This is a genomic window from Hymenobacter nivis (genome assembly GCF_003149515.1).
GTDB classification, from domain to species: domain Bacteria; phylum Bacteroidota; class Bacteroidia; order Cytophagales; family Hymenobacteraceae; genus Hymenobacter; species Hymenobacter nivis.
The window spans coordinates 1,052,722-1,065,944 of sequence record NZ_CP029145.1; the positions used below are offsets into that span (position 1 = coordinate 1,052,722).

Here is a 13,223-nt window from a genome sequence, read left to right on the forward strand (position 1 = left end):
GCGGAAGAAGACAAATGACCTTACTCAAACAGGGGCGTAGCCTCGGGCTGCGCTTTGCGCCCACGCTTGCTTTTTGCGGGGGCGGCTCCACCAGAGCGCAATCGTTCTAAAAGGTCGATAGCCGGCTCATCGTTTGGGTCCTGGGGAACGAGCTGCCCGCTGAATGCCTTGGCTAGCAACGCCTGCGGCAACTGCTCTACCAGCGCCGCTGCCTGCTCGAACCGGACTTCCAATTGGTCTGCTAGATCAAAGTAGTGATTGACTTGACGAACGATTTCCTCTTGTTCAGCCTGAGGTGGAATAGCAATAGCCATTGGCTTGAAATGCTTTGCCGCAATGCCAGTGACCATAGTTCCAGTACCACGATTTCGTAACCGAGTCTGTACTACTTCGCTCATAAACTGGATTTTTATGAACTCAGAATTTAGACCCGGCAGGGGACGTAAAACCATCATCCGTTGAGCCAGTGAAAACTTTTGGTCAGGGACCATTGCTACCTCGCCAAGTGGGGCTTCGGAAGTAAGTAAAACGTCTCCTACCTTGGGAATACCTCTTGTCATAAACTCAGCATACACTTCTTCGGTAACATAAGCCAAGTCATTCCAGATGATTTTCCCGCGTTTAACATTCGACGAACGTAGATGAGGAATGTCTTGGTCATTGCCGCTAAAAGGCGGCGTCCGTCCTCGGTAGTCTATGATTTTAATAGAATTACCGACAGAATCATAAATCCAGCCTTCTGGTAATTCAGGTAACTCATGGGTATCTATAACTTCTGCAGATTCAGAATCAAATTGCAAAATTTCACTTAGTGCGAGTTGGTTTCCATTCGACTTTCCGAGCCCCTTACCTTGCTGGAGAACATGACGTTCTAACCTGATGCGGTTCAGAAGTTCCACCGCCGTCTCACCCTGCGGTTGCTCAGCCCGCCACGCTTCAGTCAGCTTCCCCGACACTGCTGCCACTAGCACCGCTTGCCGAAACTTCTTCAGCAGCTTCGGCAGCTTTTCTAGCCGTTCTTGGCTGGCTTCAAGCTTCTGCATGGTGGCTTCGAGCTGGGCTACGATGCGCTCTTGCTCGGCAAGTGGAGGGAAAGGAATTTCAAGTTCATAAATATCCTGAACCCTTATCCCTTGTACTGTTGTACCACTGGCTATTTCTAAGAACTTTCGTTCATAATTAAGGAAAGCGTAATAGATGAATAATGGTGAAAGCGGTAGTTTAGGGCGAACAATTTTTAGGTCTTGATTTATAGCCGTCTTGACCTTTGTTATGATAGGTCTACCTGGAGCCATTCGAGTTACCATGAGAACACTACCCGGCTCTGCGAGTTGAGTAGCGCTAGCTTTTAGTCCTTCCTCCGTAATTGTGTCTTGGGTTTGGGTAAGATATTTACCCTTGACATCCTTAACAGAAGCCCAAAATATATTTCCGTTCCAATATTTAGTAACATGTTTGGAAGGAGTACCGCCACCACTAAGACTCAGGATGTCGCCTATTTTGACAACCGACCAACCTATAGGTAAGTTACTTTTCATTGATTTCGAGTAGGCGTAATAGTTCCTTCAATTCATCAACTACCACTTCCAACTCATCAATAGCCGCCGTAGCCAGCTCTTTTGGGTCGGGGAGGTCGGCGGTACCGGCGAGGCTAGAATCGGCAATAAGCCCTAAGTCCAGCGAATCGCTACGTTGCTCAATTTCTTGCCGAGTAAAACTCGCCCACCGCTCATCTGCGTGGGCGGCGCGTTCATCGGCACGGTACGCTTCCACAAACCCGTCGAAATGGGTGCGGGTGAAGGGCGTCCGCTTCCCGAAATTCTCCATGTTGGTGCGCAGGTCATAGTACCACACCTTCTTGGTATTTCCCTTATCCGTGGTGCCCCGCTGGAAGAACAGAACGTTGGTTTTTACCCCGGCAGCATAGAAAATACCCGTAGGCAAGCGCAGAATGGTGTGCAGATTGCACTTGTTCATTAAGTCCGCCCGCACCTTCTGACCATCGCCGTCTTGGAACAGCACGTTGTCGGGGAGTACCACTGCTGCCCGTCCACCCGGCACCAACGAGCGGTAGATATGTTGCAAAAAGTTTAGCTGCTTGTTGCCGGTAGGGAAGGTGAAGTCCGAACGGCTTGGACGCTCGCCGCCCTTCTTCGTACCGAACGGCGGGTTGGCAAGCACCACATCGTATCCCTTGAGCTTTTCACCTTGTTGGCTCAGTGTGTCGCCCAATACGATGTTGCCCGAAATGCCGTGCAGCAAGGCGTTCATCAGTGCCAAGCGGTGGGTGTCGGCGACTAGCTCGCAGCCGGTAAATGCCTGCGTCCGCTGGAAATTAGCTTCATTCTCCGAAAGGTCGAAATAGTCGTCGGTTCTCGCTTTCACGTGCGCATCGGCGGCAATCATGAACCCGAATGTGCCACAGGCGGGGTCGTTGCAGCGCTCGCCCGGCTTTGGGTCCATCAGTTCCACCATGGCATCAATCAGCGGACGCGGCGTGAAGTACTGCCCCGCACCTGACTTCACCTCGGAGGCATTCTTCTCCAACAAGCCTTCGTAGAGGTTGCCTAGCCCTTCGTGCCGCGCTGAGTACCAGTCCAGCGCGTCGATATTGACGATGATTTTGCGCAGGTTCATGGGCTCGTCAATGTGGGTCTGCGCATTGCCGTATATCTGAGCCACGCTGCCCGTGCCCTTGGTGCCGAGGTCTAGTAAGAGCTGACGGTAGAAGGTCTTCAACTCCAAGCCCTGTTTGCTGGTCAAGTCGTCCCAGCGGTTACCCTCGGGAAGCCGCTCTTCTTGCCCCGTCTCCTTCATCATCTTCAGAAAGAGTAGGTAGGTCAACTCCGATAAGTACTGATGGTAGGTGATGCCGTCGTCGCGTAGCACGTTACACAAGCCCCACAGCTTGGCAACAATTTCTTGGTTATTCATACAGGAAGAAAGGAGTATCCGAGCTATTCAAGGGCAGAATACAAGGAAGTTCCATGGAGAAAAGAACGAAAGATACTTACGCCGCCGTCATGGACGGATACAGTTTTTCTTGGATGGTATGCAGCAAATCATCCAAGTTTCCACCCATCAGCTTGTTATACTGAGTGAAGCCACCCCCGGAGCGGAAGGGCTCTTGGTCGAGGTCCGTGCGGGTAAGGATGGTTTCGCGTAGCAACTGCTTTTGCACCCGGTCCAAGAATTTTAACTGGTGTACGTTCCAGTTACGCAGGAACCGAACGTGGTCGATAGCATCCTTCACACGCTCCGTCAACGGGCGAGCGGCGGTACCTAGCGACATGGTGCGCACGTAGGCAATGATATCCGCCCCGAGCTCCTGCTTTTTTACCTCCCGCCACGCCGTATTCAGTTGCACGGCGTTGAAACCTTCGGCGTCCAGCGCCTGCTTTACCTCCCTCAACATAGCGCGGGTGATGTTCTGCGGCTCGGTGCAGATAATTTTTAATGCCTCAATCGAGTTCTGATTCGTTTTGACAAACTCCTCGAAATCGTGGAGGTAGTCCTCGGGACGTTGGGCAATGCCCCCGTACCCGCGCTCATGGTTTAGGGCAACGTCTTCTTGGGTGCTGACCAATATCCGGGTTTTCCGAGACTGAACCGCTGATGCATCAATTAAGGCGGCTTGATGCTGGCTCAGCAGCGCCCCGGCTTCGGCGGGCGGCAACGTGCGCACTTGTGCCAAGAAGTCGGTCAGTGTCCTGCCACTCGTGCTGGTATATACGTTCTCGGCTTGCGCGTTCGATAGCTTGTTGCGCTTGCGGTGCAACATCGCCACGATTTGTTCTACCTGCTCTTGAAGTGCAGCTTCGGAATGGATATTTGGCAGTTCCGCCAACAAATCGGCGACCGACTGCCCCGGATTCGCCACCACGGGTTTCATGGTCGTCACTTTTTCCAGCGCCTCATACAGCCGCACGGCATCAAAGATGCGGAATACTGACTTCCCATTGTCGTCGTCTCGGCGCGTTGCCCGCCCGAGCATTTGCTCGTAAAGAATGCGGGATTTCACCCGGCGCATGAACACCAAATTACAGATGGAGGGAATGTCAACACCCGTGGTCAGCAAGTCCACAGTCACGACAATGCTGGGGTACTGCTCATTTTTAAACTTCTTCACGAGCTGCTGCGGCTTGTCGGCTTTCGCTGTGATTTTAACGATGGCATCGTCGTCTACCAAAATGCCCGCCTGCTCGTATGCCTCTGTGAGCTTGAGCACCAACAAATCGGCGTGTTCGTCGTTGGCGGCGAAAATCAGCGTTTTCTGCGGACCTGCTGGGTCGAGGTAGTTGATTAGCTCCCCCGCAATCGTGCGGTTGAACGGCTCGGTCAGCACCTGCTGGTTGAAGCCGTCTATTTCAATGCGCAACTCGTCCGCCAGCGTATCGAGGTCTTCGATGCTCTGAGTAGCAGGGTTGTACACTTGAGGGGTACTACCTGCCTCCCACACAATCCCATGCTGGTTGAGTGCCGTGCGCAGCAAAATGGGCGGCTCATGGTCAATGAGGTACCCGTCAATAACCGCTTGCCGGTAAGTGTACCGGAAGACCGGTAATCCGAAGATTTCCACCGTATGCAGCGCGGGCGTTGCCGTCAGCCCAATACGGGCGGCGTCGAAGTAGTCCAACACGGCGCGGTACTTACTTAGGTAATCGAGCTGGTCCTTGAAATCCACCTGCTCGTCGCTCATGCTCTTGTCGAGCGTGTAGCCCCGGTGTGCCTCGTCCACGATAATGCAATCGTAGGTGTCAACCGGTAGTGGCGTTACGCCCTCTGCAGAGTAGTACAGACGCTTCACCAACGACTGCACCGTAGCAACGTGTAGGCGCGTATCCTTCTCCGGCAGCTTCTCTTCCAGTCCTTTAAGGTCATATATGTCCTTCAGCGCTTGAAAGCCCTCCACGTACACGTCGTTAAACGCGTCGGTGGCTTGGGTGCCCAATACGTTGCGGTCCACCAAGAACAGGATGCGCCGAAACCGGTCACTTTTGATGAGGCGGTAAATCAGTCCCAGCATGGTGCGGGTTTTGCCTGTGCCTGTCGCCATTGCTAGCAGCGCCCGGCGCTCCGGGGTGTGCTGCGCTAAGGTTGCCTCTACCTGTTCAATCGCCTCGATTTGGTAGCTGCGCAAGCCAAGCCCATGAGGGTCGCGCAGGTAGTCGAATGGGTCAGCGAGGAGCTTGGCTTCGGCGGCGGCAACATCTTGTGCATGTAATGCCAGCAGCCCCTCGGGGGTATACCATTTGTGCAGCGGGCGCGGATGGTTAATAGGGTTGCGCCCATCGAGGAACCAGATGCCCGACTTTTCCGGCAGTTGATAATGAAGTTGCCTGCCATTTGCTGAGAATAGGAAGGGTGCTTGATAGTCGCCCCAAGGAGCCCCGTTTAGCAGTTCCACACCAACAGTCGGCTTGAATCCTTTGGAATAACGTTTGGACTGAACCAGTGCCCCCGATACGTCCTTATTGATACGCTTGGCTTCCACCATGCCCACGAGCGTCATGCCTGCAAACAGGGCGTAATCAGCCCTACCCTTTTCTCCGTTCCACTCCGTGCTCCATTCGGCAATGGCTAGGTTTCGTCCTTTCTGCGGGCGAGTTCCTTTCCCATAGCACAGGACTTGCGTATCGGCTTCCCAACCCGCCGCACGCAATTGCTCGTCGATGATGGCACGAGTCTCGGCTTCGCTAAGGTGGATGTTGTCGGCTGCCTTTTGCGCTTTCTCTTGAAGTTGAAGCCGTGCTGGAGCCGTCAATTCGGGACGAGCCGTCAGGCTGGCTTCCAGTTCTACCACCCGAGCTTGCAACGTCTGCTTCTCGGCTTCGAGCTGCGCCAGTTCTTGCGCCGTGTTGCGCGGTTCGGGTAAAAGAAACGGGGGAGGATTTGCCGCGCCCATTGCGCTGTACGCATCCGCCACCCATTTGCCCAAATGATAGGCGGATTCCAGCAGGATGGTCGCATCGGCGAAGCTGCCCACGTTCTGGTGCGCGGCGACGTTACCCTTGCGCTTGAAGAGCTGTAGAATGTCTTCCACCTGCCGGGGCAGCAGCCCCTGTCGCTTGAGTTCTTCCAGCCGCCGATGTTGGGTGTTCTCCACCAGCGGGGGCAATTGGTGCTCCGCAAAAAGGCGGTCTACCAATTTTTCCCCGAAAAGCCGCAGCTTAAACAACGCGGCAACGGCATCGTGATGTAGCTGAAACTCCGCCTCCGTGCCGAGCGAGTAAAGCGTCGGGAAGTCGTCGCGTAAGAAGTCGAAATTACTGGTGGTAGAATTGGACACAGAATAAAGGAGTGGCGGATGGAAATCAGCACCCAAGGTATGGCAAGTGGGAATCGTTTCAAACGCCTTCTCATCGGCAATTCCGTCCCATTTTGCCGGAGCGCTTTTAAATGGTCGATTCCATACAATCCAGCCACTTTTATACGTTCTTTTTGTCCCCTACTCTTTTCTTTCTTTTTCTAACCGTTCCAAAACGTACTCTCCGGCATGCCCAAGCATTTTTTGGTTTTCCTGAACGGGGCATGGCACCGCACCAATCGACTGCCGGTGCCGAAGGTGGCACCCCCCGAAGCTCACCAGATTAAGTGGCTGATACGGGGGTGGGACGAATACATTGTATGCGAGCGCAACAAGCTCTGGCGGCTTCCCCATACCAACTCGCAAGGCAGAGGTAAAGGGTTCAAGCAAATCCTTTCCATTGAGAAAAGGGATGGATATCGAAGTTTTAACCTTTGGAAGGACGACAAGCGCTGCTATTACTCAGTTATCCAACTCAGACGGCTGCTAATACGAAACCTCGCATCCATTAGACCCTAAAATCGACTGCCCTATTCTTCTAACCATTCTTCCATCAACACAGCAGCTATATGACTTGGGTAAAGCAAGAACACGTTTACAGCGCTATCGGAAAGAGGTTCGAGAGTGCCACGCTAATGTATAGTTAGTTATGAGGCAAAGCACATAATAGTGGATGGAATAACTAGCTTCGGGCTTTTCTCACCAAATGCACCTGTGCAACTCTACCGATGACTCAAGATGAAAAGGAGAAAGTTGAAGACGTCGTATTTCTAATCAACGCAATAGCTAATGAGGTTGAACACTATGTACAATCAGCCAAATTGGCAGCCCAGAAACGCGGCATATTCAAAGGTGATAGGGCTCTTGAACCGGATGAAACGCTATCGCAAGGAGCGCTGATGTACGTGGTCATCCGAGTTGTTTCTTTCATTGAGGAATGGGACCGCCAAATTGGTGAATTGATTAAGGATGGAATCGAAACGGCGCGCTTTCAAAAGCTAAAACGAGTCACCAAGCCAGTAATTAAGGAAGTGCGCAAGTTCACAGGGCTTGTACCTATGCGCAATATATTGGCACACAATGCCAGAATACAAAGTCAGGGTTACAAGAATGCATACAGAGGGGGATACTTATCAAGCTTGTATGTGCCTGCAAGGTTGCCAGACTACCTCCTCATCAGTGACTGCTTAAAGATTTGCAAGGAAATGCTTAACAAGGCATTTCCAGAATTTATAGTGCTCTCATCTGATTTTATCAAAGCTAACACTGTTGTAAATCTGCCTAATAGCATTACCGAAGCAGAACAGGTAGAGTTGGTAGCAGCGTTGATACAAAAGGTGAAAGACAATGTCGCATCGTACGTGGCAGAACAACCAAAAGAAACCCTATCGTAGGTCTTTTCCCTATCGATACATAAACTAGTAGAATCTTTTCACCGCCTGTTTATGGTACTAGGACAGTGGGAGCGCCACAGGGTTCCTTTTTGCAGTATCTGCTATAGGAGTGCCATGGTTTAAAACCTTACCTCCTACCCTTCCGCGCTACGAGACTTGTTCAGGTGGTATGTCTGCACTTCCAGCAGAATGAGCGGGATGCTGGACTGGTTTGGCTGCAAAATGGACGTCACGTTTTGATGCACTACCTCGTCGTCCTTTCCGGCGTTGAACGTCACTTCATTGATGCCTTCCAGCCATAAAGCCATCAGTTTGGACTGCACCATGGAGAAGATGGAAAGAAGAAACGGGAACGAGGGTACCCCACTGAAAATAAGGGAAAGCTTAGCGCCGTGTTGTTCGTAGCCAAAAGGCTCGTCGAGGGGAAGCTTGCCAAAAATGTCCTCGATGCCGTAAAAAAACGCATCTGGAGTAAACCCGTCTGCAGGTGGGTTTTCATTCAGTAGGAACGCTTGTATCTCCTCATCAGTGGGAGAGACTTCGTAGTCGTCATAAGAAATCAGATTTTGGAAGTTTTTCAAAGATGCCGATGGGTATAAGTCACTCATATATGCCTAGTTTTTTTGTTCAATAATTTGTCCACGTCCTTTAGCAAGAAATAGAACCGGGTGCCTTCCACGACTTTGCGCAGACCCGCTTTGTGCAGTCGGCGTTGCAAGCAACTCAGCGGCATATTGTATCTGGCAGATATTTGCTTACGCGTCACGTATTCCTCCCCATTTTCCACCCCAACGTAGTGCCTGACCGTGTCTTGCATGTACTTAATGTTATTTATACTATATATCGTATAAGGCTCGCTTCCTAGCGGTTGAATGCCTCCTTTTTCGTAATTTTGCTAGTGATTAGGGAGCTACACGGGCTCCTGTTAAGCGCGAACAGCACTATATGACGGAGAAGCGAGTCGGCGAAACGATTAAGCAGGTTTTCCTTGCCATTGCCACCGCCGATGCGCTGGGCGTTCCCGTCGAATTTGCGCCCCGTAGCGTACGCCAAGCCGACCCGGTCACGGGCATGCGCGGCAACGGCACCTACGCAGAAGTACCGGCTGGTCATTTTTCCGACGATACCTCGATGAGTTTCTGTCTCGCTGAAACCATGGTGCAGAGCGGAGTCGACCGCATCGACTTGGACGATTTGGCTACGCGATTTATACGCTGGCTCCACGAAGGGTATTGGACGGCAGATGGTTGGGTATTTGACGTCGGCATTGCAACCCGTGCCAGCATTGAGCGGATGCATGCCGGTTGTGCCCCAGAACTGGCGGGTGGCACAGGTGAGCACCAATGTGGCAACGGGGCATTGATGCGCATTATGCCTTTGTTGTTCCACTCGTTGTTCCAGCAGGGAGATGCTTGCGAACGGCAGAATCTTGTGCATCAAGTATGCAGTTTGACGCATCGCCACCCCCGGTCCACGCTAGCATGTTACATCTACTTGGCGTTGGGGGATGCCCTGCTACAGGGGATGGAAAAGCAGGATGCCTATGCTCACATTTGCGCTACTATCCCGGCTTCACTGAACCCCGACCTTGCCCCGGAGTTGACCCACTTCACCCGAGTTTTGAGCGGCGGGCTCAATCTGCTGGCAGAATATGAAATTCAATCCACAGGCTACGTAATCCATACGCTCGAAGCGGCTATTTGGCTCTTAGTCAACTACCATGGCTTTCGGTCCACCACCTTGGCTGCGGTCAATTTGGGCAGTGACACGGACACCACCGCTGCAGTTGTGGGACCCTTGGCAGTGTTAGCCGCCCCACAAGAGAATGGAATACCCGCAGAGTGGCTGGCGGTATTGGCTAGGCGAAAAGAAATCGAAGAACTGGCTAGGCGCGTGGCAATAATTGTAAGTGAATCGGGTTGTTAACTGTCAGTATCTAAATCCCCACTCCTTGTTTACAAAAAAGAATTTTATGAACTTCTTCCGCTGCTGAAGCCAGTTATACATTTGGGGCTCATTTCACACCTTTTTTTCTCAGTCCACAACATGTATGAAGAAACTTATCCTTGCAGTACTAGCAACAATGACAATTAATATTTCAATGGGACAAGTAAAAGTGTATAAAGGCACTTCCAATTACGGAGGTGATGTGATTTGCAATCTTGCGAATCAAAAAATCTACAAAAAAACATCCAGCTATAGCGGAGATGTTACTTGTAATGTGTCGAAAAATAAAATCTTTAAAGGCACAAGTACATACTCAGGCGATGTGCTATATAACATTGCTGAGGGCAAAGTTTACAAAGGCACATCCACTTACAGTGGAGACATTGTCATGAACATTAAGGATGGTAAAATCTACAAGAACACATCGACCTATAGTGGTGATGTAATAGCTACAATTCGTGATGGCAAGGTGTTTACCGGCACTTCTAGCTATTCTGGTGACATCGCATTTAGCATCAAGGGCGATGTCACTATTGAGGAATTTGTCGCTATTTGGTACACTATAAAATACATTTATTAGAGACGAATCAACAGAACATGCACAGTGCAAAAGACATTAAGTGCGTATTAGATGAAGGACATCGTCTCGAAATTAAGGATGATATGACATACCTACATCCATTCACGCACTAAGTAATTGTGTTCATTGTAGTAATAGGAATCCTTTGCGCTCCTTTCGTCGCAATATCATGATTGGATTCCTGTTTTAAAGGCATGAATAAATATATTGCCTTAGCCTGTTTATCATTGTTAGCTAACACGGTCAGCAGCCAAACTAGAGGTCCACTCCGCACCTACAAGCAAGCCTGTAACTTGCAGCAATTAAATCATGAGTACGCCGCGCTGCTCCAAGTCAAGCGCCGACAGTTCGTGCGCAACGCGCCAGCAGTGGTCTTCGACCCCGCACTCTTGAAGGATATAGTCGAGCACAACCGAATTATGGAAGTGCGTAACAAGCTATTTCATGCCGACCCAGCGCCATGCGCAGAGTTGGTGGGCATGAGTCCCGAACTGAGGCAATGTCGTAGCGACCCCAAGTTATTGGCACTGGCAATCTGGTCGGCATTTCAAACGTCTACCAAGGGACACTGCGAGATACAGGCGAGTCCGGAATATTACAGTGTCGCTGTAAGTTGCAGCCAGAACTACTTTATTGTGCGGCTGCAACACATTTCAGTCATAAGCAACGAAGAATAACACCAGAAGGCATTTCTTACCATACGATACTCGTGGAACGGCTGAGCTCGTTCACGTTTTTTTATGGCAACTACAAATCCGCAGGGTAGTGTAGGGCGACAACAGAAAATAAACGAGCCCATGAGAGAATATTTCTACGAAAAGGAAGGGCAGCAAGCCGGACCTACAGCCGGTCATCTCTTAATTGCCCACGGAGTGAAAGCCAATAGTTTGGTTTGGCACAATGATATGTCGGGATGGGCTCCTGCGTCAACCGTTCCCGAATTGTTGCCCTTATTTTCAGAAGTATCGGAAACTTCCTCCACGAGAGATGCTCAAGAAAAGAAGGCATCCCTGATACAATCACAAAGCCGCACCCATACCGCGAAGCCAAGGCTTGTGCGCCGTACTTCAGTCAGGGCTCCTCAATTCAGCGCGTCCTCGAAAACTACAAAATGGTGGCACGTAGTACTGTACTTTATAGGCTGTATAGTCGCGCTATTATTTGTCCGAGCCTGTGGAGTTATCTTGGCACAGCTACTGCTCAAGCTATAAGGCAGTTGCGGTGCTTGAATTTCACTGTTTGCATATTAATGGGTTTTGTTTCTAAATAGTCAGATGTATTATATCGAAAAGGGTGGCATTGCTACTGGTCCTTTAGCAATGCATGAGTTGATGAGCCATGGGGTAAAAAGGGAAACGTTAATCTGGACCGCAGGAATGGATACATGGGTCGCTGCTGAGCAAGTAAAAGCCCTTTCATCGTTGTTTGCAACCATTCCCCCTCCTTTCCCTTCAAAGAATGCCTCCCTTGCGCAAACGCACTCGACCGGGGCTGCTCCGAGTTCGGGTATTAATGCAGGCAAAGCCTTTAGTGCTATGGGGTACTCAGTCCCAAAATTAGGTGTATTTCAAGATGACCGAGAGGTCCTTACCATGGACACCGCTGAGGTGTTCGCGGCTTTCTCGAATAACGAAGATTTACAACGCTTAATAGAAAAAGGGTTGTGGTTTAATGAATCCTATAAGCTCCCCCTCAGGGGTGCATCAGGGCTTTTGTTTACCCTTTATAAGCCCAAGCAAAACTATTGGAGCTTCCTCTCCAGTAAACAAGAGTTACATGTGCTGGACACAAAAAACCAGTTATTGGCAATTTGCCGCGTGAGCGCACGCCTGCCCAAGTCGGGTTGACGGTCGAAGACGCACAAGGCAGCGTTATAATGACGTTAGACTCCTTGTCGCTGCTCATCCAAATCAATCTCGACATAGAATTGATGGTAGAAGGGCGCGTTATTGGAAGACTAAGGCAAAGTAAAGAAGGCTCGGAATGGACCCGCGCTATTCTTGTCCACCAAAGTGACCGGTTCGAATTGATATTTGAATCTGGCGTCGACCACACGCTGAAAACGGTTGGGATTGGTGCGGTCGTTGCATTGCACTTTTTTCTGTAACACCGATGGCGGTGAGTTGCCTCGTGTTAATATTATCGGTGACAGTGGTTAACTCAATCAAGCTTACTTGTTACCCCGTAATTGTGCAACCAGTAGGGAGTCATGTCGGCAGAAAGTTTGCTCACCCAAGAGCCGGTACGCTTCCTCCCGATTGTCAAGCGCATCCAAGTACAGTGGTTCCATCTGAATCGCCTTGTTCAACGCTGCCACCGCACGGCGTGGGTTGCCTAGCTGTAGCTCGCAGTACCCCCGCAGATTATAATAGGAGGCATTGAGCGAGTCCCCGAGTGACAGACCATGGCTAATATCGCTCAGTGCTAGGCGATATTCTCCTTCTGCGACCCGAAGCAAGGCTCGGTTTCCATAGGCGAGCGCATAGGAATCATCCAGCCGAAGTGCCATGGAATAATCTTGGTTTGCCTTCTTGAAATCACTGGTTAAATAGTAAGCATGCCCCCGATTGTTGAGTGCATTAACGTAAGTCGGGTTCAGGTAGAGGGCAGCGGTAAAGTCGGCGATGCCGGCGTCGTACTGCGCCAACTCATCCTTCGCATACCCGCGCAGCAGCAGGTACCGGGCACTGTCGGGTGCTGCGGCAACCAAGGTATCCAGTTTACCAATGGCAGCTTGAAACTGCTTTGTCCTTATGGCTTGGTAAGCCGCCTCCGGATTAAGAGAAACCTCTTTTGCGGAGCTATAGCAAGCCGTACAGAGCAGCGGTAAACATCGAAATAGCTTCAAGCGCTCGAAATTCATGTGGTTTTATTAATATAAATTGGATATTAATTTAATAAAGTATATCAAAAAGATTAGAAAGCAAGCCCCTATGACTGTACATTGCATTGCTTATATCAGCGCTGTTCACATCCCTTGCTACTGAATAGCTCG

General features: G+C 50.6%; 12 protein-coding genes. 7 read left to right on the forward strand and 5 right to left on the reverse strand.

The features are described from left to right. Positions 1-20 precede the first annotated feature (20 nt). The 3 genes from DDQ68_RS04545 to hsdR form a co-directional block, all read right to left on the reverse strand. Positions 21-1,538 (reverse strand): restriction endonuclease subunit S, encoded by a 1,518-nt coding sequence (locus DDQ68_RS04545; RefSeq protein WP_109655236.1) that lies wholly within the window; start codon positions 1,536-1,538, stop codon positions 21-23. After that, on the reverse strand, positions 1,528-2,934 hold the full coding sequence (locus DDQ68_RS04550; RefSeq protein WP_109655238.1) for a class I SAM-dependent DNA methyltransferase: 1,407 nt from the start codon (positions 2,932-2,934) through the stop codon (positions 1,528-1,530). Before DDQ68_RS04550 ends, DDQ68_RS04545 begins: the two co-directional genes overlap by 11 nt. Positions 2,935-3,010: 76 nt before the next feature. Continuing rightward, positions 3,011-6,289: a type I restriction-modification system endonuclease gene (gene hsdR, locus DDQ68_RS04555; protein WP_162549837.1), complete on the reverse strand. Its 3,279-nt coding sequence runs from the start codon at positions 6,287-6,289 to the stop codon at positions 3,011-3,013. Between the two features lie 746 nt (positions 6,290-7,035). Here hsdR and DDQ68_RS04565 point away from each other — a divergent pair. After that, entirely contained in the window at positions 7,036-7,701 is a 666-nt protein-coding gene (locus DDQ68_RS04565; RefSeq protein ID WP_109655244.1) for a hypothetical protein, read from the forward strand. Between the two features lie 134 nt (positions 7,702-7,835). Here the strand turns inward: DDQ68_RS04565 and DDQ68_RS04570 are convergent, their stop codons facing one another. Then, positions 7,836-8,282 carry a hypothetical protein gene (locus DDQ68_RS04570; RefSeq protein WP_162549838.1) on the reverse strand — a complete coding sequence of 149 codons (447 nt, stop codon included), beginning with the start codon at positions 8,280-8,282 and terminating at the stop codon, positions 7,836-7,838. Positions 8,283-8,646: 364 nt separating this feature from the next. Here DDQ68_RS04570 and DDQ68_RS04580 point away from each other — a divergent pair, with 364 nt between their 5' ends. The 6 genes from DDQ68_RS04580 (at position 8,647) to DDQ68_RS04600 (ending at position 12,335) form a co-directional block, all read left to right on the forward strand. Next, positions 8,647-9,627: an ADP-ribosylglycohydrolase family protein gene (locus DDQ68_RS04580; protein ID WP_109655249.1), complete on the forward strand. Its 981-nt coding sequence runs from the start codon at positions 8,647-8,649 to the stop codon at positions 9,625-9,627. A 124-nt stretch (positions 9,628-9,751) separates the two neighbouring features. Then, entirely contained in the window at positions 9,752-10,228 is a 477-nt protein-coding gene (locus DDQ68_RS22555; RefSeq protein ID WP_162549839.1) for a 6-fold beta flower protein, read from the forward strand. A 194-nt stretch (positions 10,229-10,422) separates the two neighbouring features. Further along, complete coding sequence (locus tag DDQ68_RS22560; protein WP_162549840.1) at positions 10,423-10,905, forward strand: hypothetical protein; 483 nt, start codon at positions 10,423-10,425, stop codon at positions 10,903-10,905. A 120-nt stretch (positions 10,906-11,025) separates the two neighbouring features. After that, on the forward strand, positions 11,026-11,439 hold the full coding sequence (locus DDQ68_RS24620; protein ID WP_369076536.1) for a DUF4339 domain-containing protein: 414 nt from the start codon (positions 11,026-11,028) through the stop codon (positions 11,437-11,439). Positions 11,440-11,502: 63 nt separating this feature from the next. Further along, on the forward strand, positions 11,503-12,075 hold the full coding sequence (locus tag DDQ68_RS22565; protein ID WP_162549841.1) for a DUF4339 domain-containing protein: 573 nt from the start codon (positions 11,503-11,505) through the stop codon (positions 12,073-12,075). Between the two features lie 44 nt (positions 12,076-12,119). Then, on the forward strand, positions 12,120-12,335 hold the full coding sequence (locus DDQ68_RS04600) for a hypothetical protein (protein ID WP_162549842.1): 216 nt from the start codon (positions 12,120-12,122) through the stop codon (positions 12,333-12,335). Positions 12,336-12,398: 63 nt separating this feature from the next. Here the strand turns inward: DDQ68_RS04600 and DDQ68_RS04605 are convergent, their stop codons facing one another. Next, positions 12,399-13,091 (reverse strand): tetratricopeptide repeat protein, encoded by a 693-nt coding sequence (locus DDQ68_RS04605; RefSeq protein ID WP_109655258.1) that lies wholly within the window; start codon positions 13,089-13,091, stop codon positions 12,399-12,401. Positions 13,092-13,223: the final 132 nt, after the last annotated feature.